This is a genomic window from Paraburkholderia sp. J7 (genome assembly GCF_905220155.1).
Classification (GTDB): domain Bacteria; phylum Pseudomonadota; class Gammaproteobacteria; order Burkholderiales; family Burkholderiaceae; genus Paraburkholderia.
This window is the reverse complement of record NZ_CAJMYZ010000006.1, coordinates 248,182-270,669: the sequence shown is the minus strand read 5'-3', so window position 1 is coordinate 270,669 and position 22,488 is coordinate 248,182. Positions and strand designations below refer to the sequence as shown.

The window sequence follows — 22,488 nt, the reverse complement described above, 5'->3', positions numbered from 1 at the left end:
TTATAGCCGATTGGACCCGGATCAAGGGCGGCGCGGACCATCTGAGGGGCCGCGCCCAAGCGCTCATGGCGCACTCAGAGCGCCGCGTGCTCCACGACGAGTTGCACGCGCGAGACGCCGTTCCAGGTGTCGCGCACGAGCCGGTAAGCGACCGTGGTGTGCTGCGGCAGCGACTCGGTGTGGTTGAACCAGATCGCGTTGAAGCGCTGGCGACCGCGCAGCAATTGCAGCTTGAGGTGCTTGTCTTTCACGAGCGCCTGCGAAGCCACTTCGAATTCTCCCGAAAACACGGGCGCCGGAAAGCCCTGGCCCCACACTGCGGCGTCGAGCATCTCCACGAAATCGGGCGTGAAGTAGGCGTCTTCGAGATCGCCGTCGGTCTCGACGGTGCGGGCGAGCGCTTCTTCGGTGAGCCATTCGCGGCCCACGCGTTCGAACGCGGCGGCGAAGCGCGGCACATCGGCGGCGGCGATCGTCATGCCCGCGGCCATGGCGTGGCCGCCGAACTTCTGGATCAGGCCCGGCTCGCGTTTGCTGATGAGATCGACGGCGTCGCGCAGATGGAAACCGGGGATCGAACGGCCCGAGCCCTTCACGAGTTCGCCGTCGTCGTCGGCCGGGGCGAAGGTGAACGACGGGCGGTGAAAACGCTCCTTCAGGCGCCCCGCGACGATGCCGATCACGCCCTGGTGCCAGCCTTCGTTGAACAGCGTGAGCGTAGCCTTGCCTTGCGGATCGACATCGGCGAGGTCGGCAAGCGCCTGCTGCTGCATGCCCGCCTCGATCTCGCGGCGCTCGCGGTTCATCGAGTCGAGCTGCTGGGCCAGTTCCCACGCGCGGCCCACGTCGTCGGTGGTCAGGCATTCGATGCCGAGCGACATGTCCGAAAGCCGGCCGGCTGCGTTCAGGCGGGGCCCGAGCGCGAAGCCGAAGTCGAAGCCCGACGCGCTTTTCGCGTCGCGCCCCGCAGCGCGAAAGAGCGCTGCGATGCCCGGCTGCATGCGGCCGTTGCGCACGCGCTGCAAGCCCTGCGCGACGAGCACGCGGTTGTTGCAGTCGAGCTTCACGACGTCGGCGACGGTGCCGAGCGCGACGAGATCGAGCAGGCCGTCGAGGCGCGGCTCGGGCTTGCCATCGCTGAACGCGCCGCGCTTGCGCAATTCCGCGCGCAGCGCGAGCAGCGTGTAGAACATGACGCCCACGCCCGCGATGCACTTGCTCGGAAACTCGCAGCCCGGCTGGTTCGGATTGACGATGGCGCGTGCGTCGGGGAGCGTGTCGCCCGGCAGGTGGTGATCGGTCACGAGCACTTCGATGCCGAGCTCGTTGGCGGCCTCGACGCCTTCCACGCTGGCGATGCCGTTGTCCACCGTGATCAGGACGTCGGGTGGCCCGCCTTTGCGTTGGGCGGCGAGCGCGACGATCTCAGGTGTGAGGCCGTAGCCATACTCGAAGCGGTTCGGCACCAGATAGTCGATCTGCGCGCCGAACATGCGCAGGCCGCGTACGGCCACGGCACACGCGGTTGCGCCGTCGCAGTCGTAGTCGGCGACCACGAGCATGCGGCACTCCGCTTCGAGCGCGTCGGCGAGCAGCGTGGCGGCCTCGTCGATGCCTTTCATGCCCGTGGGCGGAATCAGGCGTGCGAGTCCGGTTTCGATCTCATCGGGCTGGCAGACGCCGCGCGAGGCGTAAAGGCGTGCGAGCACCGGATGCAGGCCGTGGCGCACGAGCGCTTCGGTGTCGGCGGGCGAGCAGGCGCGGGTGACGATTCGGGTCATGCGGGGAGGCGGAAGAAAGAGGTCATTCGGGGATCATTCGATAAAGAGCGACGCGAACAGGCGGCGTCGCCAGAACTTGCGCAAATCGCCGCGCGTGATGGAGAGGGTGACCGAGCCGGTGTCGCCGCACAGCGTGAGGTCGAGCGTGGCGAGCGCGCCCGTTTGCAGCGCGGCGAGCGCGGGCGCGAACCAGTCGCGCTCCAGTTGCGCGAACGCGGCGTTCCAGCGGCCCCAGTCCTGCTGGATGAAGGCGGCTGAAAACGGATCGAGTTCGACGAGCGTCGCCCCCGTGCCCGAACCGTTGTTGAGCGAGGCTGCGAGCGCGGCGAAGGTCGCAGGCGCGGCGCTGACTTCCGCCTTCGCGGCGAGTGCCAGGCCACGTGTGGCGGCTGCGTCGGAGCGCACGCGTGCATAAGGGCTCGTGACCGGGCGCAGCTCGCCTTGCGCGTGGAACCAGATCGAATTGACGGCGGGCAGACCGCGCGCCTCGCGCGCCTCGTTCACAGGATGCTCGAACCACGCCATCTGCACTTCGTTCTGCACTTTCATCCAGGCGCGCGAACGCTGGCCCGACTGGGCCTCGTGCGGCAGCCAGATCTCGATGTTGCGGCCGCTCGCGCGCAAGGGCGAAGCGCCCGCGAGCGTGCCGAACGCTTCTGAGGAGAGGTACCAGCGCTGCGGCGTCGGGGCTTCGACGCGCACGCCCAGCTCTTCAATCAGCGGGCGGGCGACGGTGTAGAGCGTGGCGGCGTCGGCGTCGGCGAGTTCGAGCGAAGCGGGGTCGATCAGCACCAGATGGTCGTGCGCAATGCGCACGTGCACGGGCTGCACGCATGCCCACGTGGCGTTGCCTGGCGTGCCGCCATCGGCGAGCAGCATGTAGGGCGCAAGGGGCGCTTCGTCGTCGGCGGCCGGCGCGGGTCTTGCGTCGTTTGCGTTCGCGGCACCGAGCGCGCCGAACTGGCGCGCAACCCAGCGCTCGTGCGGCAGCGTGCGCTGGAAGTCCTCGCCGATCACCTGCTCGCCGAGTGTCGCGCGCGCAACCAGTTTCGAGAGCGCCGGGTATTCGAGGCCCGCGAGCGCGGTGGAGGCGGCCGCAGCGGACGGCAAGGCAAAAGGAACGAGGAGATGGAGTCGGTCGGCGGGCATGATGGTGCGCATTGTACTTCGGCGCCTGGCGCGCCGGGCGGCCCTCTGGCGTATCGCAACGGGCCCGCATCGCTCCGTTATGCTTGTGCGGCGGCACTTGTGGACGAAATGCGGCTCGAAGGAGAGGGCGGGCAAACGCCCGCGGGCCGTGCGTGTCGCAGGCGCGCAAGTTTGTGCGAACGCCGGCGAAAGTCGGTCGAATGTCCGTGGAGGGGCGCCAGTATGGCAAACTTCGCGGTTGATCGCCGCCCGACCCGGCACGATATTGTTTGGGCGTCCGGCGCACTGGCCCCAGGGTCACCCAGGGTCAATACGCGCCGCCGGAGCGCAACGAAGACGCAAAAAGGATTCGCTTGAAACTTCCCTACGAATGGCAGATAGGCTGGCGCTACACCCGCGCCGGCAAACGCACGACCGGCAACGGGTTCATCTCGTTCATCGCGCTCATCTCGATGTCGGGCATCGCGCTCGGCGTCGCGGCGCTGATCGTCGTGCTCTCGGTGATGAACGGCTTCCAGCGCGACGTGCGCGACCGCATGCTCTCCGTGCTCGCGCACATCGAGATCTTCTCGCCAACGGGCACGATGCCTGACTGGCAGCTCACCGCGAAGGAAGCGAAGACCAATCCGGAAGTGATCGGCGCGGCGCCCTACGTGGACGCCCAGGCGCTGCTCACGCGCGGCGACAGCGTGAACGGCGTCGCGCTGCGCGGTATCGAGCCTTCCGAAGAGCCACAGGTGTCGGACATCGGCAAGGAGATGAAGGCGGGTAGCCTGAACGACCTCACGCCCGGCAGCTTCGGTATCGTGCTCGGCGCCGATCTCGCCGTGAACCTCGGCGTGACGGTGGGCGACAAGGTCACGCTCGTCGCGCCCGAGGGCTCGATCACGCCGGCCGGCATGTTGCCGCGCCTGAAGCAGTTCACGGTGGTGGGCGTGTTCGAATCGGGCCACTACGAGTACGACAGCACGCTTGCGCTCACCAACATCCGCGATGCGGAAGTGCTGTATCGCCTCGGCGCGCCAAGCGGCGTGCGCCTGCGCCTGAAGGACATGCAACGCGCGCCAGCGGTGGCGCGCCAGCTCGTGCATACGCTTTCGGGCGACCTCTATATTCGCGACTGGACGCAGCAGAACAAGACCTGGTTCTCGGCCGTGCAGATCGAAAAACGCATGATGTTCATCATTCTCACGCTCATCATCGCGGTCGCGGCGTTCAATCTCGTTTCGTCTCTCGTCATGACCGTCACCAACAAGCAGGCCGATATCGCGATCCTGCGCACGCTCGGCGCACAGCCGGGCTCGATCATGAAAATCTTCGTCGTGCAGGGCGTGACGATCGGCTTCGTGGGCACCGGCCTCGGCATTGCGCTCGGTTGCCTGATCGCATGGAGCATTCCATGGAGCGTGCCGGCGATCGAGCATCTGCTCGGCATCCAGTTCTTGCCGCCTTCGGTGTATTTCATCAGCGAGCTGCCTTCGGAACTCGTGGCTTCCGACGTGATCCGCATCGGCGTGATTGCGTTCGTGCTGTCCGCGCTCGCCACGCTCTATCCGAGCTGGCGTGCGGCCAAGGTTCGTCCTGCGGAGGCGCTGCGCTATGAATGACCGTCAATCGCTGATCGCCGCGGCCGGCGACTATCCGTATGTGCTCGAAGCGCACGGCGTCTCGAAGGTGTTCGGCCAGGGCGCGCTTGCCGTGCAGGTGCTGCACGACACCGATCTGAAAGTGAGGCGCGGTGAAAAGCTCGCCGTGGTGGGCGCGTCGGGTTCGGGCAAGAGCACGCTGCTGCACGTGCTGGGCGGGCTCGATGAGCCGGGCGCGGGCAAGGTCTCGGTGCTCGGCAAGCCGTTTACCGAGCTTTCCGAGCGCGAGCGCAACGAGTTGCGCAATCGCGCGCTCGGGTTCGTTTATCAGTTCCACCATCTGCTGCCCGAGTTTTCGGCGCTCGACAACGTGGCGATGCCGCTGCGCATTCGACGCATGACGCAGGAAGACGCGCGCGCCGAGGCGATGCAGATCCTGGAGCGCGTGGGCCTGTCGCATCGTGCGCGCAACCGGCCGGGCGAGCTTTCGGGCGGTGAGCGCCAGCGCGTGGCGATCGCACGTGCGCTCGTGACGAAGCCCGCCTGCGTGCTCGCCGACGAGCCCACGGGCAACCTCGACGGCACGACGGCGGATACCGTCTTCAATCTGATGCTCGAACTTTCCGACCAGTTCGATACGAGCTTCGTGATCGTCACGCACGATCCCGACCTCGCGGCGCGCTGCGACCGCATTGTGCGTTTGCGCGACGGCATGCTGCACGAGGAACCGGTCGTCCCGGTCTGAGCTTTCCCGCGAGCGAGCGCCATGTGGATCGACACGCACTGCCATCTCGATGCCGCCGAGTTCGACGTTGACCGCGACGCGGTCGCGTCGGCGGCGCAAGCGGCGGGCGTGTCGCGCATCGTGATTCCGGCGGTTGCGCGCGAGAACTTCTCGACGGTTCGCGCGCTCGCGCACCGCACCGCGGGCGCGGTCTACGCGCTCGGCATCCATCCGCTCTATACGCCGCAGGCGCGCGACGACGACCTTGAGGCGTTGCGCCGCGAGATCGAAGCGAGTCTCGATGATCCGCGTTTCGTTGGCATTGGCGAGATCGGGCTCGATTACTTCGTGCCGGGCCTCGACGAGGCTCGTCAGCAGCACTTCTATGACGCGCAGCTGCGCCTCGCGCGCGAGTTCGGCCTGCCGGCGATCTGCCACGTGCGCAAATCGCAGGATCAGGTGCTCAAGGGGCTGCGCCGCAACGGCGTGAAAAGCGGGATCGCGCATGCGTTCAACGGCAGTTTTCAGCAGGCGCGCGCGTTCATCGATCAAGGCATGCACCTGGGCTTCGGCGGCAATCTGACGTTCGAGCGCGCGCTGCAGATTCGCAGGCTCGCGCAGCAATTGCCGCTCGAGTCGATCGTCATGGAAACCGACGCCCCGGATATCTCGCCAGCCTGGCTTTATCGCGAGCGCAACACGCCAGACCAGGTGCCGCGCATCGGCGCTGTGCTTGCGGGCTTGCGCGGCTTGAGTCCCGAGGAACTTGCACTTGGCACGACGGCTAACGCGGCGGCCGCGCTGCCGCGGCTCGCGCTTTCGTCTGCATAATCGTTTCCAGGGTGGCGGGCACGGCGCGCGGTGTGCGCGGCGCGATTGTTGCGGTCGGCGCATGTTGCCCCCTCGTTGCGAGGAGGCGGGATGCGGGCGATATGGTGCGGGTTTGCGCTGGGCGTGATTGCCTTGCAGCGGCAGGCTGCGCTACCGGGGTGGAGCGCGTGGGTCGGGCTCGTTCTGGCAATCGTGCTTGCAACCGGGTGGGCGGTTTGGGGGCTCGGCGCCCATGCGCAGGCAGATCACCCACGGATGTTCGGTGGGTTTGGCGACCAACGCTGGCGCACGGCGAGCGGCTGGGCGGCGGTGTGGCTCGCAGCAGGATGCGCAGGCTTTGGCTATGCAGCCTGGCGCGCCGAACTGCGGCTTGCACAGGCGCTTCCCGCCGCCTGGCAGACCCGCAATCTCGACGTCACCGGTTATATCTCCAGCTTGCCTTTATACGGCGCAAACGGCGCGAGCTTCCTCTTTCGCGTTGAATCCTGGGGACCGCACGAAGAAGCGCACAAAGCCGCGTCGCAGCTGCCGCAATTGATCCAGTTGTCCTGGGTGGCGCGCGAAGCGTCGCTGCCGCCGCTCGTGCCCGGCGCGCGCTGGCGCCTTGCCGTGCGGCTCAAACGCCCGCACGGCAATGGCAACTTCGGTCTGCGCGACACGGAAGCCACACTGCTCGCGCGCGGCGTGCGCGCAAACGGCTATGTGAGCGATCCGGAGCATGCTGTGCGATTGCCCGTCGACGCCTCCGGTATCGGCGTGCGCATCGAACGGGCGCGCGCGGCGCTGCGTGCGCGCATCGACGCGGTGCTCGGCGATGCGCCGCATCGCGGCATCGTTATCGCGCTCGCGACCGGCGCGCAGGACGCGGTCAGCGACGCGGACTGGCGCCTCATGCGCAATACGGGCACGAGCCATCTGGTAGCGATTTCCGGGCTGCATCTTGCGTTCGTCGCGGGGCTCGCGGGGTGGGTCGCCGGTGCGCTGTGGCGGCGCGCGCGCTGGCGCGGCGTCGAGACGCCGCTCTTCGTGCCCGCGCAGAAGGTTGCCGTTGCGGGCGCGTTGCTCGCGGCGGGCGTCTATGCCGCGCTCGCCGGCTTCAACGTGCCGGTGCAGCGCGCGCTCTGGATGCTGGCGGTCGTGGCCCTCGCGCTATTCGCCGGGCGCGAAGTCGCGCGCTCGCACGTGCTGGCGTGGGCGCTCGGGCTTGTCCTGCTGCGCGATCCGTGGGCAGTGACGGCCGCCGGCTTCTGGCTCTCGTTCTGCGCGGTCGGGGCGATTCTGTTCGCGGCGAGCGGCGTGCCCCGTTTGTACAGGGAAGCACCACAGGATTTATCGGCTGACGAGATCGATCCGATGCGCGACCGAGCCGAGCCACCCGCAGAGCCACCCGCGCGCGATCGCTGGCTTCGGCGTCTCGCCGCCATGGTTTTTCCGCGAGGCGGCTGGCGTGACGCGACGCGACGCATTGCCTCGCGCGTTGGCGATAGCGCTCGCGTGCAATGGGCCGTGACGCTGGCGCTCGCGCCGCTCACGGCCTACTGGTTCGCACAGATCCCGCTAATCGGACCGTTCGCCAATGCGTTTGCCATTCCCTGGGTGAGCATGCTTGTCACGCCATTGATCATTGGGAGCGCGGCGCTCCCCGCGCCGATCGATGCGTTCGCGCTACGCGTGGCGCATAGCTGCCTCGACGGGTTGGCCGCGACGCTGGGCGCACTCGAAGGCCTGCCGTGGGCAGTTCTGCGATTGCCGCAACCCGGGGCGTGGCCGCTCGCCTGCGCGGCCGTGGGCGTCGCCTGGTGCCTTGCGCCGCGCGGCTGGCCGCTGCGCTGGCTCGCGCCGTTCACGTGGCTGCCGTTACTGGTGCCTGCGCCGCCGGGGCCGCCGCCGGGCGCTTTCCGGCTCACCGCGCTCGACATCGGGCAGGGTACGTCGGTGCTGGTCGAAACCGCGCATCATCGCCTGCTTTTCGACGCGGGGCCAGGGCCCGAATCGACGCAGGCGGGCGAGCGCATTGTCGTACCGTATCTGCAGGCGCATGGCATAGGGCGCCTCGACACGCTGATGATCAGCCACGACGATTCCGATCATTCCGGCGGCGCGCAAGCCGTGCTCGATGCCGTTGATGTGGGGCAATTCGTGGCAGGCATCCTGCCGGCGCATCCGCTCTGGACGAGCGCGCGCACAAAGGGCGCGCAGACCGTGCAGTGCGCCGCCGGCCAGCGCTGGCGGTGGGACGGCGTCGACTTCGAGGTGCTGTGGCCCGACCCTGGGCCGCTCGCGGGCAAGCCCAATGCGCATTGCTGCGTCCTGCGGGTGACAACGGCGGCGAGCGCCGCGCGCGAAACCCAGGCGGGCCCGGTTTCCGCGCTGGTCGCCGCCGACATCGAAGCGGGGGTCGAGCGTACGCTGCTTGCGCGCGACCCCGCGCGGCTGCGCGCGCAGGTGCTCGTCGTGCCGCACCACGGCAGCCGAACCTCGTCGACTGAACCGTTCCTCGACTCTGTCCGGCCGCTCGTCGCGATATTTCAGGTAGGCTATCTGAACCGCTTTCATCACCCGCACCCGGGCGTCTACGCGCGCTACGCGGCCCGTCACATTGTGCTCGCGCGCAGCGACGCCCACGGTGCCGTGCGCGTCGAGGCAGGACCCGGCGCGCTCGCCGTGGAGCGCTATCGCGATACACAGCGGCGCTACTGGATGGACCCGCCCACGCAAGACTGACGCGCCGGGCCGGCAGAGGCGGGGACGCACGCGCGATCGACGAAAGAGATCAACAAAATAGAGAGACAAGCCGCCTTTGAAAAACGTCATCCATTTCTCCCACGCAAACGGCTTTCCGGCCTCGATCTATCGCACGTTCTTCGCCGAACTGGGCGATAACTACGAGCTGCGCTACATCGAGCGCATCGGGCACGACGCGCGCTTTCCCGTCACGCGCGACTGGCCGCACCTCGTCGAACAACTGCTCGACGACATTGGCCGCACCTACGAGGAACCCGTATGGCTCGTCGGCCATTCGCTCGGCGGCTATCTCTCTCTTATGGCCGCGCTGAAAAAGCCGCAATGGGTCAAAGGCGTCGTGATGCTCGATTCGCCTGTGATCGCGGGCTGGCGCAGCAGCATGCTGCGGGTTTCGCAGTGGACCGGCCTCGACGAACGGCTTTCGCCGGCCGCCGCCACGCGCACGCGCCGCACGAACTGGGCGAGCCGCGACGAAGCCTGGCGGCATTTCCATTCGAAGGCGGCGTTCGCGCGCTGGGACGAGCGTGTGCTGTCCGACTATGTCGACTTCGGCATTCCTCAGACCTCGGTGGACGGCGGCCGCACGCTCGCCTTCGACCGCCAGACCGAATACATGATCTACCGCACGCTGCCGCACACGCTCGGCGCACGGCTTGCGCATGGGTCGCCCGTGCCGGTGAGCTTCGTCGCGGGCACGCAGTCGCGTGAAGTCCGCCAGGTCGGGCTTGCGGCAACCCGGCGCATTGCGGGCGAGCGCTTCGAGTGGATCGAGGGCAGTCATCTGTACCCCATGGAGCGTCCGATCGAGACCGCGCGCGCGGTGCAGCGCATGCTTTACGCCATGGAAAACGGAGCCTGAGCGCTCGCTTTCCGGCGCGGTTGCTCGCGGGGCAGGGGAGCGCGCAGGGCGGCACACTACGCCTCGCATTCGACCCACATTCGGCCCGCTCAAAATTCAGGGTTAGCCCTTGCTTTCAGGTATAATCCGTTTTTCCCGCGAGCATTCAGCGATGACCAAATATGTTTTCGTCACCGGCGGCGTAGTTTCGTCCCTTGGCAAGGGTATTGCCGCCGCCTCCCTCGCCGCGATCCTCGAATCGCGCGGTCTGAAAGTCACCCTCCTCAAGCTCGATCCCTACATCAACGTCGACCCCGGCACGATGAGCCCGTTTCAGCACGGCGAAGTGTTCGTGACGGAAGACGGAGCGGAAACCGACCTCGACCTCGGCCACTATGAGCGCTTCATCACCACGAAGATGCGCAAGGCCAACAACTTCACCACGGGCCAGATCTACGAATCGGTGATCCGCAAGGAACGCCGCGGCGACTATCTGGGCAAGACCGTGCAGGTCATTCCGCACATCACGAACGAAATCCAGGCATTCATCGAACGCGGCGCCGCATCGGCGACGTGCGGCGAGCCGGATGTCGCGATCGTCGAAGTGGGCGGCACGGTGGGCGACATCGAATCGTTGCCGTTCCTCGAGGCCGCGCGTCAGATGAGCCTGCGCCTTGGCCGCAACAGCGCGTGCTTCGTGCACCTCACGCTCGTGCCGTTCATCGCCACGGCGGGTGAGCTCAAGACCAAGCCCACGCAGCACAGCGTGCAGAAGCTGCGCGAAATCGGTATCTATCCGAACGTGCTGCTGTGCCGCGCCGACCGCCGTATTCCCGACGACGAACGCGCGAAGATCTCGATGTTCTCGAACGTGCCCGAAGACGCCGTGATCTCGGTGTGGGACGCCGACAGCATCTACAAGATTCCGCAGATGCTGCATGACCAGGGTCTCGACTCGATCGTCTGCGACGAGCTGAAGCTTTCCGCCAAGCCCGCCGATCTGTCGATCTGGTCGGAAATGGTCGAAAAGCTCGAGCACCCGAAGCACGAAGTCACGATCGGCATGGTCGGCAAGTATGTCGACCTGACCGAGTCGTACAAGTCGCTCATCGAAGCGCTGCGCCACGCGTCGATCAAGACGTCGGCGAAGGTGAACATCGAGTACATCGACTCCGAGCAGATCGATGAAGAGGGTGTCGAGAGCCTCAAGCATCTCGACGCGATCCTCGTGCCGGGCGGTTTCGGCCGTCGCGGCACCGAAGGCAAGATCAAGGCTATCCAATACGCTCGCGAAGCGAAGGTGCCGTACCTCGGCATCTGCCTCGGCATGCAGCTCGCCGTGATCGAATTCGCGCGCGACGTGGTGGGCCTGAAGCACGCGAACAGCACGGAATTCGATCCGGACACGCCTGACCGCGTCGTCGCGCTCATCACCGAATGGGCCGACCGCGAAGGCAAGGTCGAGAAGCGCACCGAAGACTCGGACCTCGGCGGCACGATGCGCCTCGGCTCGCAGCGCTGCCCGATCAAGCCCGGCACGCTCGCGGCGGAAATCTATGGCAAGGATGTGAACGAGCGTCACCGTCACCGTTATGAAGTCAATAACGGCTACGTGCCCAAGCTCGAGGCGAACGGCCTTATCATCAGCGCCCGTACGCCGTCGGAAGATCTGCCGGAAATGATGGAACTGCCGCGCGATATGCACCCGTGGTTCGTCGGCGTCCAGTTCCACCCGGAATTCACGTCCACGCCGCGTGACGGCCATCCGCTCTTCAAGGCGTATGTCGAAGCGGCAGTCGCGCACCATGAGGCGCGCGCCGAGGAGAAAGCATGAATCTGTGCGGTTTCGAGGTAGGTCTCGACAAGCCGTTTTTCCTGATCGCGGGCACCTGTGTCGTCGAATCTGAACAGATGACGATCGACACGGCGGGCCGCCTGAAGGAAATCACGTCGAAGCTCGGCATCCCGTTCATCTACAAGTCGTCCTACGACAAGGCCAATCGTTCGAGCGGCAAGTCGTTTCGCGGCCTCGGGATGGACGAGGGCCTGCGCATCCTCTCCGAAGTGAAGCGCCAGCTCGGTCTGCCCGTGCTGACCGACGTGCACTCGGAAGAAGAGATCGGGCCCGTGGCGTCGGTCGTGGACGTGCTGCAAACGCCTGCGTTCCTGTGCCGCCAGACCGACTTCATCCATGCGTGCGCGCGCTCGGGCAAGCCGGTCAACATCAAGAAAGGCCAGTTCCTCGCGCCGCACGACATGAAGAACGTGATCGACAAGGCGCGCGAAGCCGCTCGTGAGGCGGGTCTTTCCGAAGACCGCTTCTTCGCCTGCGAGCGCGGTGTTTCGTTCGGTTACAACAACCTCGTCTCGGACATGCGTTCGCTCGCTATCATGCGCGAGACCGGCGCACCGGTCGTGATGGACGTGACCCACTCGGTGCAGTTGCCGGGCGGGCAGGGCACGAGCTCGGGCGGTCAGCGCGAATTCGTGCCGGTGCTCGCGCGCGCGGCCGTGGCCACGGGCGTGGCGGGTCTCTTCATGGAGACGCACCCGAACCCTGCGCAGGCCAAGTCCGACGGTCCGAACGCCGTGCCGCTGAACCGCATGGCCGATCTGCTCGAAACCCTCGTGACGCTCGACCAGGCGGTCAAGCGCACGCCGTTCCTCGAGAACGACTTCAGCTGAGTTGGGAATTACGTAGTACGGCGCGCCGCTTCGATTGCATGAGCGGCGCGATGGAGGAGCAGCGCGGCGCAGGACCGCGCGCATGGCAAATGTCACGTAACGACATCATGCTGTGCGCAGCGGCGCCAACGCACCGCGTTCGATGTACAAGGCAGCGTGGCAGCGTCTCGGTCACTGGAGCGTGACCGACGCGCTGCGGCAAGTTGAACCTGGCGAGCACGCAGCCTGTCCCATGTGACGGTGTGCCCCGAGCGAGCATAGAAACTGTGCCTCGCGGGCCGATGCAGCAGGCGGCGCAGCTCGCGCAAGAATTACTGTCATTTCCTGAGGAAACCATGAGTGCAATCGTAGATATCATCGGTCGCGAGATTCTGGATTCGCGCGGCAATCCCACCGTCGAATGCGACGTGCTGCTCGAATCGGGCACGATGGGCCGCGCAGCGGTGCCGTCGGGCGCGTCGACCGGTTCGCGCGAAGCGATCGAACTGCGCGACGGCGAAGCCGGCCGCTACAACGGCAAGGGCGTGCTGAAGGCCGTTGAGCACATCAACACCGAAATCTCCGAGGCGATCATGGGCCTCGACGCGTCGGAACAAGCCTTCCTCGACAAGACCCTGCTCGAGCTCGACGGCACCGACAACAAGTCGCGCCTCGGCGCAAACGCGATGCTGGCCGTGTCGATGGCCGTCGCGAAGGCCGCCGCTGAAGAAGCCGGCCTGCCGCTGTACCGCTATTTCGGCGGTTCGGGCGCAATGCAACTGCCGGTGCCGATGATGAACATCGTCAACGGCGGCGCGCACGCGAACAACAGCCTCGACATTCAGGAATTCATGATCGTGCCGGTGAGCCAGCCGACCTTCCGCGAAGCGCTGCGTTGCGGCGCGGAAGTGTTCCATGCGCTCAAGAAGATCCTCTCGGATCGCGGCATGAGCACGGCAGTGGGCGATGAAGGCGGCTTCGCACCGAACTTCGGCAGCAACGACGAATGCCTCTCGACCATCCTGCAAGCGATCGAAAAGGCTGGCTACCGCGCCGGTGAAGACGTGCTGCTCGCGCTCGACTGCGCGGCGAGCGAGTTCTACCACGACGGCAAGTACCAGCTCGCGGGCGAAGGCCTGCAGCTGTCGTCGGCCGAGTTCGCCGACTACCTGGCCACGCTCGCCGACAAGTTCCCGATCGTCTCGATCGAAGACGGCATGCACGAGTCCGACTGGGCCGGCTGGAAGCTGCTGACCGACAAGCTCGGCAAGAAGGTCCAGCTCGTGGGCGACGACCTGTTCGTGACCAACACGCGCATCCTGAAGGAAGGCATCGACAAGGGCATCGCCAACTCGATCCTCATCAAGATCAACCAGATCGGCACGCTGACGGAAACCTTCGCGGCAATCGAAATGGCTAAGCGCGCCGGCTACACGGCCGTGATCTCGCACCGTTCGGGCGAAACCGAAGACTCGACGATCGCCGATATCGCCGTGGGCCTGAACGCGGGTCAGATCAAGACCGGTTCGCTGTCGCGTTCGGACCGCATCTCGAAGTACAACCAGCTGCTGCGCATCGAGGAAGATCTCGGTGATATCGCCAGCTACCCGGGCAAGTCGGCGTTCTATAACCTGCGTTAAGCGGAACCTGCGCCGGCAGCAGCCTTGCTGTCACCCTTCGTCATCTCTCTCCGCCGCCCTGCGTATAGCGCAGGGCGGCGTGTATTTATCCGGCACCTTTCATGCGGCTTGTCACTGTCGTTCTGATCATCCTGCTTGTGCTGATTCAGTATCCGCTCTGGTGGGGCCATGGTGGCTGGCTGCGTGTGCACGAACTGCAGCAGCAGCTCGCCCAGCAGCAAAAGCAGAACGACGACGAGAAACTGCGCAACGAGCGCATTGCGGGCGAAGTGCAGGATCTGCAGAGCGGCACCGCTGCTGTCGAGGAGCGTGCGCGCTACGAAATGGGCATGGTGAAGGACAGCGAGGTGTTCGTGCAGTTCGTCTCGCCGAACCAGACGCCACCTGTGACGCCGAGCGGTTCGTCGAATACTTCGACGCGCGGCGAGATGTCGGCGGCGCCGGTGAGGGTGGTGCCGAACCCCGTTTCGCGTGTTCCTGAGAAGCGGCACGGGCACGGGAAGGAAGCGAAGAAGGCGGGTTGAGTGCGCCGCTTGTTCTGAGCACGCGGGCAAGCAAAAAGGCGCGGCATTGAGCCGCGCCTTTTTTCGTTTACGCGTTCGCGCTGGAAAGCTGCGTGATTACCAGCCCCAACCCGGATAGCCGTAGCCAATACCCGTGCCCCAGCCGTGCCCCCAACCGCCGCTGTAATAGCTGCCGTAGACCGTGACGGGCGGCGCGTAGGCCCGCGACCACGCCTGTGCGGCAGCTTCCGCTGCCATGGCGTTGTCCTGTTCAGCGAGCACCTGGCGGTCGATTGCGTCGTAGCGCGCTTTTTCGTCGGGCGTGAGCACTGGCGCGGCGGCGGGAAGGCCGGACTGCGCCGCGGGCAGCCGGCTATAGATCGGCGATGGGCCGGGCGGGTCCATCATGCAGCCGCTCGTCGATGCAACGGTCGCGCCGAGTGCAGCCAACACGAGTAGCGCGCCCACGCGCGGCGTGCGGTCGCGCAACGGAAGTGCGAAGCGTTTGTTCTTGATCATGCTTCTCTCCATCTATCGGACGCCTAAATAATTTGAGATGACGGCGGGCCCGCATTTCGGTTCGGACATCCGTCTACGCGCTGCTGTACGGGGCGGCGGCGCAACACGCGTTGCGCCGCATAGGCGTTATCGGCTCAGTGTGCCCTGGTGCGCTTCGGCGCGCCTCAGTGGCGACGCTCGGCAGCGGGGCTCACGCTTTCTGAGAGCCCCGTCACGGCAAAAAGTTGCGCGACATCCACCGGGTCGAACTCATAGCGCTGGTTGCAATAGTCGCAATGAATCTCGACATGACCGCGTTCTTCGATCACGCCATCGACTTCGTCGCGGCCCAGCATCTTGAGCATCGCGCCCACCTTCTCGCGCGAGCACGAGCACTGGAAGCGCGGCGCAAGCGGCTCGAAGTGACGCACATTTTCTTGCCAGAAGAGGCGGCGGAACAACGTCTCGCCGTCTTCCGTGAGCATTTCGTCACGCGTGAGCGTGCCGCCGAGCGTGCAGACGCGCTCCCAGGTATCGAGGTCGTGCTCGCCCTGATGCGGCACGATGCCGCCGTCGCCCGGCAGCTTCTGAAGCAGCATGCCGACCGCGCGGTCGTCGTTTGCGGCGAGCCACAGGCGCGAGTCGAGCTGTTCCGAGTGATGCATGTAATGCTCGAGCACGGCGGCGATCGACTTGAGCGGGCTGCCGTCTTCGCCGTTCAGCGGCACGATGCCCTGGTAGGGCTGCTGGCCCGGCTGCTTTTTCGCCGGGTCGAGTGTGATCACGCAGCGGCCCTGGCCGTCCGGATTCACGAGGTCGGCGAACGTGAGTTCTTCGCTGAGCGGCAGGGCGTTTTCGCCCGTAAAGTCTTCGCCAAGGCGCGCGGTGGCGCGCATCGTCAGATCCGAGCCGCACTGCACGACCAGCATCTTCACGGGGCCGTCGCCGAAGATCTGCATGATCAGCGTGCCGTCGAACTTGAGATTCGCCGAGAGCAGCGCGCACGCCGCCATCATTTCGCCGAGTACGGTGCGTACCGGCGTCGGATACTGGCGGCGCTTGAGCACTTCCTGCCACGCGTTGCCCAGCGAGACGATCTCGCCGCGCACCGGGGCGGCGCTGAACATGAATTTTTGCAACTGGTCGTTCACAATCTTTTCCTTCGTTTGAATCGGGGCGGCGCGGCCCGCGCCGCACGGCGAGAGCGTGTCACTCTCACCTGCGGCTCTCAGCCGATGCGCACGAGCTGCGCCTTGAAAAATTCGCGACGCTGCGCGTAGACATCCGCGTTACGCTTGAGGCCGGCGATGTCGGCCTCGGTCAGCTCACGCACGACTTTGGCCGGCGCACCGAGAATCAGCGAGTTGTCGGGGAACACCTTGCCTTCCGTGACCACCGCACCCGCGCCAACCAGACAGTTGCGGCCGATTACCGCGCCATTCAAGACCACGGCCTGAATACCGATGAGCGCGCCTTCCTTCACGGTGCAGCCGTGCAGCATGGCCTGATGGCCCACCGTCACGTTCGCTTCGAGCGTGAGCGGGTAGCCGGGGTCCGTGTGGAGCACCGCGCCTTCCTGAACGTTGCTGCGCGCGCCGACGGTAATCGGCTCGTTGTCGCCGCGCAGCGTCGCGCCAAACCAGACGCTCGAGTCTTCGGCCAGTTCGACCTTGCCGATGACGGTCGCGTTGTCCGCGACGAACACGCTTTCGTGAATGGTCGGTGCGGCTTCGCCAAGCTTGTAGATGGCCACGGTGTCGAGTCTCCTGATATTGGGGGCTGCTGCCGGTCCGCGGGCGTCACGCAATGGATGCGGACGACGCGAGGCAGGTGAATCGCGTATTGTAAACGGTTGCGTGCGCGGTCCGCTTGGGGCAGGTTTGGGCGGCTTCGCGCAAAGGTTGGGTGCTCCCCGTTTTTCGGTCCCTGTTTCTTCTGCCGATGAATTCCGTTTTCTCCGCTGCCACCGCAAGCGCTGACGTCTCAACTTCACTGGGTGACGCGTCCACCTGCTGGCGCCTCGCCGCGCTCGCCGCGCTGCGCGAGTGCGACCCGGTCGCCAAGGCCGACGCGGTACGCGCGCTGCACGCACAAAGTCAGGCTCAGGCCGCGGCGCCGCGCTGGGACGCGCAACGCGACATCGCGACGCCGGCCGGCTTGCCCGGCCGCCCGAGCGAGCCACCGCTCGTCGAGCCGCGCGAACTGCAACGCCGCAGCATGAGCACGCCGCAGGGCCGCGTGGTGCTGCTGCACGCGCTGGCCCACATCGAATTCAACGCGATCAATCTCGCGCTCGACGCCGTGTGGCGCTTTCCCGCCATGCCCGACGCCTTCTACGCCGACTGGCTCAAGGTCGCGGCGGAAGAGGCGTATCACTTCTCCCTGCTGCGCGCGCGCCTCGCCGACTATGGTCACGCGTACGGCGACTTCCCCGCGCACAACGGCCTGTGGGAGATGTGCGAGCGCACGAGCACCGACGTGCTCGCACGCATGGCGCTCGTGCCGCGCGTGCTGGAGGCGCGCGGGCTTGACGCCTCGCCGCCCATTCGCGCGCGCCTGAAGCAGGCCCGCGACGACGAATCGGCTGCGATCCTCGACATCATCCTGCGCGACGAAGTGGGGCACGTGCGCATCGGCAACCATTGGTTCCGCTACCTGTGCGAGTCGCGCGGTCTCGACCCGCACGCGGCGTGGCTCGCGCTCGCCGAGCAGTACCACGCGCCGCGCATGCGCGGGCCGTTCAACTTCGAAGCGCGCCGCTCGGCGGGCTTCGACGAGGCTGAACTGGCTTCGCTGGCGGCTCAGGATGCGGCGGAGCAGGCCGCCACGCAGCAGTCAACGGAACGTTACTCGAACGAATGACCTGGCGCAGACGCTCAGCGCCTATATAATCGAACGATCATTCTTTTTTGCGGCGGCGCAAATGAATCAATCCCGTTCCGAATTCGTCGATGTCAATGGCATCCGGCTGCACGTGCGCCGCTGGGGTGAAGAGAGCGCCCCCGCGCTCTTCATGCTGCACGGCTGGATGGACGTGGCGGCGTCGTTCCAGTTCGTCGTCGACGCGCTCGACACACGCGGCGGCAACTGGCAGGTGATCGCGCCCGACCTGCGCGGCTTCGGCCTCTCCGGCTGGCCCGTTGCGCAGGGGCAGGGCAGCAACTACTGGTTCCCCGACTACCTTGCCGATCTCGATGCCCTGCTCGCGCACTACGCGCCGGAGGGCCAGGTCGATCTCGTCGGACACAGCCTTGGTGCGAACATCGTTTGCCTGTACGCGGGCGTGCGGCCCGAGCGCGTGCGGCGCGTGGTCGATCTGGAGGGTTTCGGCCTGCCGGCGACGTCACCGAGACAGGCGCCGGCCCGCGTGCGCGAGTGGCTCGACGAGGTCCGTACGCCGCCGCAACTGCGTACCTACGCGTCGCTGGACGACGTAGCCGCGCGGCTCGTGAAGACGAATCCGCGTCTGATCGCCCCGCGCGCGCGCTTTCTTGCCGAACACTGGTCGAAGCCGGACGGCGAGGGCGGCTACGTGCTGCTAGGCGATCCGGCGCACAAGATGCGCGGGCCGCTGCTGTATCAGCTAGACGAAGTGATGGCGATCTGGTCGAAGGTGAGTGCGCGCGTGCTGCACGTCGAAGCGGCCGGCTCCGAAACGCTCGCGCGGCTCGCGGGGGCGGTGCCCATCGACGAATTCAAGAAGCGCTTCGAGGCGTTTCCCGATTGGCGCGAGCGGTTCGTCGACGGGGCGGGTCACATGGTGCACCACGACCAGCCCGAAGAGGTCGCGCGCCTGATTGAGGCGTTCTGCGCCTGAGTGACTGGCGCATCGGGCGTTGTGCATCGCGTGTTCATACGGGCGACGACGGCGCACGAGGCGCCGCCCGACGACTTCACTGCGTTGCAGTAAAATGAGCGTTCACCCTTTTCCCACATGCAATGAACGCCGATCTCCACTGTCATTCCACTGTCTCCGACGGCCAGCTGGCCCCCGCTGCCGTCGCGCAGCTGGCGAAAGCGGGCGGCGTGAACCTGTGGGCGCTCACCGATCATGACGTGCTCGGCGGCCAGCGCGAAGCGCGCGAGGCGGCCGAAGCGCTCGGCATGCGCTATTTGTGCGGCGTCGAGATATCGGTGACCTGGGCGTCGCGCACGGTGCACATCGTTGGCTTGCATGTGGATACCGAGTGCGCCGCGCTGGTGGACGGACTCGCGCGCACGCGCGACGGCCGCGCGGCGCGCGCCGAAGCGATTGGTGAGCGGCTCGGCGAACTCGGCATTCCCGACGCGTACGAAGGCGCGCTCGAGTATGTCTCGAATCCCGACCTGATCTCACGTACCCACTTCGCGCGCTTTCTCGTAGAAAGCGGCCGGGCGCAGAACACCCAGGACGCGTTTTCGCGCTGGCTCGGGGAAGGTAAGCCTGGTTACATCGCGCACCGCTGGGCGAAGCTCGCCGACGCCGTCTCGTGGATCAAGGCGGCCGGCGGCGAGGCGATCATCGCGCATCCGGGCCGCTACGCTTACACCCAGCTCGAATTCGACACGCTTTTCGGCGAGTTCATCGATCTGGGCGGCAAGGCCATCGAAGTGGTCACCGGCAGCCATACGCCCAGTCAGTACGGCGAGTACGCGGCCGTGGCGAGGCGCTTTGGTTTCGAAGCGTCGCGCGGTTCGGACTTCCATGCACCCGGGCCCGACGCGATCGAGCCGGGCACGCTGCCGCCGTTGCCTTCCGATCTCAAGCCTGTTTGGGAGCGATGGCTGTAGGCCGCGCATGGCGCGTGGCCCACTGACCCGTCCCTTTGCTGCAAGGCGCTGCGCGCCGGTCAATCCCGCTTTGTCGTCACTTTGTGGTACTACGTGCAGTTGCCTGCCGTTTGCGCGCAGCGCATCGCAGTTTTTCACCGCCGCCGTTTTTCTTCGCCATTCGTTAGCTGATTACTGCCATGTCCCAGTTCTTTCGGCTTCATCCAGAAAACCCGCAGCCGCGCCTCGTCAAGCAGGCGGTGGAGATCATCCGCGACGGCGGCGTGATCGCGCTGCCCACTGACTCGAGCTACGCGCTCGCCGCGCGCATCGACGACAAGCACGCGGCCGAGCGTTTGCGCCGCATCCGCGGGCTCGACGAAAAGGCGCTGCTCTCGCTGATGGTGCGGGACCTGTCGGAACTCGCGAACTTCGCCATGGTGGACAATCGCCAGTACCGGCTCATCAAGTCGGTGACGCCGGGCCCGTACGTATTCGTGCTGGTGGCGACGAAAGAAGTGCCGCGGCGTCTGTCGCATCCGTCGCGCAAGACGATCGGCCTGCGCGTGCCCGGACATCCGATTCCGCTGGCGATTCTCGAAGAACTGGGCGAGCCGCTGCTTGCCTCCACGCTGATCCTGCCGCCCGACACCGAGCCGCTCAACGACCCCGAAGAGATTCGCGAGCGCCTTGAAAAACAGCTCGATCTCGTGATCGACGGCGGGGCGTGCCCGTGCGAGCCGTCCACCGTGATCGATCTCACCGGTGAAGAACCGGTGCTCGTGCGGCCGGGGCGGGGCGCGCTGGCGCCCTTCGGCATCGAAGAGGAAGAGGCATGACGCAACTTGCACGGTGTGAACGCGGCCAGAGCGCATTGACGCATTGATACAATAGCCCGCCATGGAAGCCAATCTGATTCAGACGATCGTCGTCTACGCGTTGCCGGTCATCTTCGCGATCACGCTGCACGAAGCTGCGCACGGCTACGTCGCGCGCATGCTCGGCGACAACACCGCGTACGTGCTCGGTCGCGTCTCGTTCAACCCGATGCGCCACATCGACCCGATCGGCACCATCGCGATGCCGCTCGTGCTGTATTTCCTGACGAATGGCGCGTTCGTGTTCGGTTACGCGAAGCCCGTGCCGATCGCCTTCAGCAATCTGCGCGATCCGCGCTGGGGCACGCTGTGGGTCGCGGCAGCCGGGCCGCTGTGCAACTTCGTGCAGGCCATCGTATGGGGCGTGTTCGGCGTGGCGCTCGCGGTGCTCGGCGTGGATGAGCCGTTCTTCACGCGCATGGCCGCTGCCGGCGTGGGCGTGAATCTCGTGCTTGGCGTGCTCAATCTCTTTCCGCTGCCACCGCTCGACGGCGGCCGCGTGCTCGGGGCGTTGTTGCCCACGCGCGCGAGCATTGCGCTCGCCCGTATCGAGCCCTATGGTTTCATCATCGTGATGGGGTTGCTCGTGAGTGGCATCTTCACGCGATTCTGGCTGCGCCCGCTCGTAAGTCTAGGTTACGCCGCGGTCACCGCCATCCTTACCCCTCTTGTGTCGCTCTTTTCATAACATCATGTTCCCAGACCGTATCTTCTCCGGCATGCGGCCCACCGGGTCGCTGCACCTCGGCCACTATCACGGCGTGCTGAAAAACTGGGTGCGCCTGCAGTCCGAGTATCCGTGCTTCTTCTGCGTGGTCGACTGGCATGCGCTCACCACGCACTATGAAACGCCGGATGTCATCGAGAAGAACGTCTGGGACGTGCTGATCGACTGGCTCGCCTCGGGTATCGACCCGAACCAGGCCACGCTCTTCATCCAGAGCCGCGTGCCCGAACACGCCGAACTCGCGCTGCTGCTCGGCATGAGCACGCCGCTGTCCTGGCTCGAGCGCGTGCCGACCTATAAGGAGCAGATCGAGAAGCTGCGCGACAAGGACCTCGGTACCTACGGCTTCCTCGGCTACCCGGTGCTGATGGCCGCCGACATCCTGCTGTACCGCGCGTCGCTCGTGCCGGTGGGCGAGGACCAGGTGCCGCACGTCGAAATGGCGCGCGAAATGGCGCGCCGCTTCAACTACATGTACGGTCGTGAGCCGGGCTTCGAAGAGAAGGCCAACGAAGCGGCGAAGAAGCTGGGCGGCAAGCGCTCGAAGCTCTACCACGAGCTGCGCAACGCCTATCAGCAGGAAGGCAACGAAGAGGCCCTCGAACAAGCCCGCGCGATGCTTTCGGAGTCGCAAAGCCTCTCGATGAGCGATCGCGAGCGTCTTTTCGGCTACCTCGAAGGCTCGCGCAAGATCATCCTGCCGGAGCCGCAGGTGCTGCTCACGGAAGCTTCGCGCATGCCGGGCCTCGACGGCCAGAAGATGTCGAAGTCGTACGGCAACACCATCGGCCTGCGCGAAGACGCCGAGTCGATCACGAAGAAGGTCCGCACCATGCCGACCGACCCCGCACGCGTGCGCCGCACCGATCCGGGCGATCCGGACAAGTGCCCGGTGTGGCAGCTGCACCAGGTCTACACGGACGAACAGACGCACGACTGGGTGCAAAAGGGCTGCCGTACGGCGGGAATCGGTTGCCTGGAATGCAAGCAGCCGGTGATCGAGGGCATCCTGCGTGAGCAGCAGCCGATGCTCGAACGCGCGCAGAAGTACATGGACGACCCGTCGCTGCTGCGTGCAATCGTTGCGGACGGCTGCGACAAGGCGCGCAAGTTCGCCAACGAAACGATGCGCGACGTACGCGAGGCCATGGGCCTCTCGTACAGCTGATCGAGCT

At 66.1% G+C, this 22,488-nt stretch carries 20 protein-coding genes; 15 read left to right on the top strand and 5 right to left on the bottom strand.

The features are described from left to right. Positions 1-74 precede the first annotated feature (74 nt). Positions 75-1,781, bottom strand: coding sequence for a single-stranded-DNA-specific exonuclease RecJ (gene recJ / locus U5A58_RS12545; RefSeq protein WP_321908950.1), 1,707 nt, complete (start codon positions 1,779-1,781; stop codon positions 75-77). A 33-nt stretch (positions 1,782-1,814) separates the two neighbouring features. Next, on the bottom strand, positions 1,815-2,942 hold the full coding sequence (locus U5A58_RS12540; RefSeq protein ID WP_321961658.1) for a regulator: 1,128 nt from the start codon (positions 2,940-2,942) through the stop codon (positions 1,815-1,817). A gap of 341 nt (positions 2,943-3,283) precedes the next feature. Between U5A58_RS12540 and U5A58_RS12535 the strand changes: the two genes are divergently transcribed. From U5A58_RS12535 to ftsB, 9 genes are all read left to right on the top strand, one after another. Further along, positions 3,284-4,537 carry a lipoprotein-releasing ABC transporter permease subunit gene (locus U5A58_RS12535; protein ID WP_321908947.1) on the top strand — a complete coding sequence of 418 codons (1,254 nt, stop codon included), beginning with the start codon at positions 3,284-3,286 and terminating at the stop codon, positions 4,535-4,537. Continuing rightward, positions 4,530-5,261, top strand: a complete 732-nt coding sequence (gene lolD / locus U5A58_RS12530) for a lipoprotein-releasing ABC transporter ATP-binding protein LolD (protein WP_321961657.1) — start codon at positions 4,530-4,532, stop codon at positions 5,259-5,261. Before U5A58_RS12535 ends, lolD begins: the two co-directional genes overlap by 8 nt. Before the next feature lie 21 nt (positions 5,262-5,282). Continuing rightward, on the top strand, positions 5,283-6,071 hold the full coding sequence (locus U5A58_RS12525) for a TatD family hydrolase (RefSeq protein ID WP_321961656.1): 789 nt from the start codon (positions 5,283-5,285) through the stop codon (positions 6,069-6,071). Between the two features lie 90 nt (positions 6,072-6,161). Continuing rightward, positions 6,162-8,795 carry a ComEC/Rec2 family competence protein gene (locus U5A58_RS12520; RefSeq protein ID WP_321961655.1) on the top strand — a complete coding sequence of 878 codons (2,634 nt, stop codon included), beginning with the start codon at positions 6,162-6,164 and terminating at the stop codon, positions 8,793-8,795. A gap of 76 nt (positions 8,796-8,871) precedes the next feature. Beyond that, positions 8,872-9,675, top strand: coding sequence for an alpha/beta hydrolase (locus U5A58_RS12515; protein WP_321908941.1), 804 nt, complete (start codon positions 8,872-8,874; stop codon positions 9,673-9,675). 151 nt (positions 9,676-9,826) lie between these two features. After that, positions 9,827-11,488, top strand: coding sequence for a CTP synthase (locus tag U5A58_RS12510; protein ID WP_158757586.1), 1,662 nt, complete (start codon positions 9,827-9,829; stop codon positions 11,486-11,488). Further along, a complete protein-coding gene (gene kdsA / locus U5A58_RS12505; protein ID WP_028204156.1) occupies positions 11,485-12,339 on the top strand; it encodes a 3-deoxy-8-phosphooctulonate synthase in 855 nt (284 codons plus the stop codon). Before U5A58_RS12510 ends, kdsA begins: the two co-directional genes overlap by 4 nt. Before the next feature lie 335 nt (positions 12,340-12,674). Beyond that, positions 12,675-13,958: a phosphopyruvate hydratase gene (gene eno / locus U5A58_RS12500; protein ID WP_103703989.1), complete on the top strand. Its 1,284-nt coding sequence runs from the start codon at positions 12,675-12,677 to the stop codon at positions 13,956-13,958. A gap of 101 nt (positions 13,959-14,059) precedes the next feature. Then, positions 14,060-14,482 (top strand): cell division protein FtsB, encoded by a 423-nt coding sequence (gene ftsB / locus U5A58_RS12495; RefSeq protein WP_321934904.1) that lies wholly within the window; start codon positions 14,060-14,062, stop codon positions 14,480-14,482. A 96-nt stretch (positions 14,483-14,578) separates the two neighbouring features. On the opposite strand, the gene U5A58_RS12490 is transcribed toward ftsB, so the two are convergent. From U5A58_RS12490 to U5A58_RS12480, 3 genes are all read right to left on the bottom strand, one after another. Then, positions 14,579-14,980 (bottom strand): hypothetical protein, encoded by a 402-nt coding sequence (locus U5A58_RS12490; RefSeq protein WP_415774212.1) that lies wholly within the window; start codon positions 14,978-14,980, stop codon positions 14,579-14,581. Between the two features lie 164 nt (positions 14,981-15,144). Continuing rightward, positions 15,145-16,110, bottom strand: a complete 966-nt coding sequence (gene hslO, locus U5A58_RS12485) for an Hsp33 family molecular chaperone HslO (RefSeq protein ID WP_321908936.1) — start codon at positions 16,108-16,110, stop codon at positions 15,145-15,147. Between the two features lie 77 nt (positions 16,111-16,187). Next, on the bottom strand, positions 16,188-16,712 hold the full coding sequence (locus tag U5A58_RS12480) for a gamma carbonic anhydrase family protein (RefSeq protein WP_321908935.1): 525 nt from the start codon (positions 16,710-16,712) through the stop codon (positions 16,188-16,190). 188 nt (positions 16,713-16,900) lie between these two features. Between U5A58_RS12480 and U5A58_RS12475 the strand changes: the two genes are divergently transcribed. From U5A58_RS12475 to U5A58_RS12450, 6 genes are all read left to right on the top strand, one after another. After that, a complete protein-coding gene (locus U5A58_RS12475) occupies positions 16,901-17,821 on the top strand; it encodes a ferritin-like domain-containing protein (protein ID WP_321961654.1) in 921 nt (306 codons plus the stop codon). 61 nt (positions 17,822-17,882) lie between these two features. After that, positions 17,883-18,776 carry an alpha/beta hydrolase gene (locus U5A58_RS12470; RefSeq protein ID WP_321961653.1) on the top strand — a complete coding sequence of 298 codons (894 nt, stop codon included), beginning with the start codon at positions 17,883-17,885 and terminating at the stop codon, positions 18,774-18,776. A 122-nt stretch (positions 18,777-18,898) separates the two neighbouring features. Further along, the gene (locus tag U5A58_RS12465) at positions 18,899-19,729 is read left to right on the top strand and encodes a 3',5'-nucleoside bisphosphate phosphatase (protein WP_321908930.1); all 831 of its coding nucleotides are present in this window, start codon (positions 18,899-18,901) and stop codon (positions 19,727-19,729) included. 179 nt (positions 19,730-19,908) lie between these two features. Next, a complete protein-coding gene (locus tag U5A58_RS12460; protein ID WP_321908928.1) occupies positions 19,909-20,547 on the top strand; it encodes an L-threonylcarbamoyladenylate synthase in 639 nt (212 codons plus the stop codon). A gap of 61 nt (positions 20,548-20,608) precedes the next feature. Next, complete coding sequence (locus U5A58_RS12455) at positions 20,609-21,274, top strand: site-2 protease family protein (protein WP_321908927.1); 666 nt, start codon at positions 20,609-20,611, stop codon at positions 21,272-21,274. A 4-nt stretch (positions 21,275-21,278) separates the two neighbouring features. Continuing rightward, the gene (locus tag U5A58_RS12450) at positions 21,279-22,481 is read left to right on the top strand and encodes a tryptophan--tRNA ligase (protein ID WP_321908926.1); all 1,203 of its coding nucleotides are present in this window, start codon (positions 21,279-21,281) and stop codon (positions 22,479-22,481) included. The last annotated feature ends 7 nt before the right edge of the window (positions 22,482-22,488 follow it).

Excerpts from the sequence above, each read along its gene's own strand:
- recJ (WP_321908950.1), bottom strand. The coding sequence starts at position 1,781 with ATGACCCGAATCGTCACCCGCGCCTGCTCGCCCGCCGACACCGAAGCG.
- U5A58_RS12540 (WP_321961658.1), bottom strand. The coding sequence starts at position 2,942 with ATGCGCACCATCATGCCCGCCGACCGACTCCATCTCCTCGTTCCTTTT.
- lolD (WP_321961657.1), top strand. The coding sequence starts at position 4,530 with ATGAATGACCGTCAATCGCTGATCGCCGCGGCCGGCGACTATCCGTAT.
- U5A58_RS12525 (WP_321961656.1), top strand. The coding sequence starts at position 5,283 with ATGTGGATCGACACGCACTGCCATCTCGATGCCGCCGAGTTCGACGTT.
- U5A58_RS12520 (WP_321961655.1), top strand. The coding sequence starts at position 6,162 with ATGCGGGCGATATGGTGCGGGTTTGCGCTGGGCGTGATTGCCTTGCAG.
- U5A58_RS12510 (WP_158757586.1), top strand. The coding sequence starts at position 9,827 with ATGACCAAATATGTTTTCGTCACCGGCGGCGTAGTTTCGTCCCTTGGC.
- kdsA (WP_028204156.1), top strand. The coding sequence starts at position 11,485 with ATGAATCTGTGCGGTTTCGAGGTAGGTCTCGACAAGCCGTTTTTCCTG.
- eno (WP_103703989.1), top strand. The coding sequence starts at position 12,675 with ATGAGTGCAATCGTAGATATCATCGGTCGCGAGATTCTGGATTCGCGC.
- ftsB (WP_321934904.1), top strand. The coding sequence starts at position 14,060 with ATGCGGCTTGTCACTGTCGTTCTGATCATCCTGCTTGTGCTGATTCAG.
- U5A58_RS12490 (WP_415774212.1), bottom strand. The coding sequence starts at position 14,980 with ATGATCAAGAACAAACGCTTCGCACTTCCGTTGCGCGACCGCACGCCG.
- U5A58_RS12475 (WP_321961654.1), top strand. The coding sequence starts at position 16,901 with ATGAATTCCGTTTTCTCCGCTGCCACCGCAAGCGCTGACGTCTCAACT.
- U5A58_RS12470 (WP_321961653.1), top strand. The coding sequence starts at position 17,883 with ATGAATCAATCCCGTTCCGAATTCGTCGATGTCAATGGCATCCGGCTG.
- U5A58_RS12465 (WP_321908930.1), top strand. The coding sequence starts at position 18,899 with ATGAACGCCGATCTCCACTGTCATTCCACTGTCTCCGACGGCCAGCTG.
- U5A58_RS12460 (WP_321908928.1), top strand. The coding sequence starts at position 19,909 with ATGTCCCAGTTCTTTCGGCTTCATCCAGAAAACCCGCAGCCGCGCCTC.
- U5A58_RS12455 (WP_321908927.1), top strand. The coding sequence starts at position 20,609 with ATGGAAGCCAATCTGATTCAGACGATCGTCGTCTACGCGTTGCCGGTC.
- U5A58_RS12450 (WP_321908926.1), top strand. The coding sequence starts at position 21,279 with ATGTTCCCAGACCGTATCTTCTCCGGCATGCGGCCCACCGGGTCGCTG.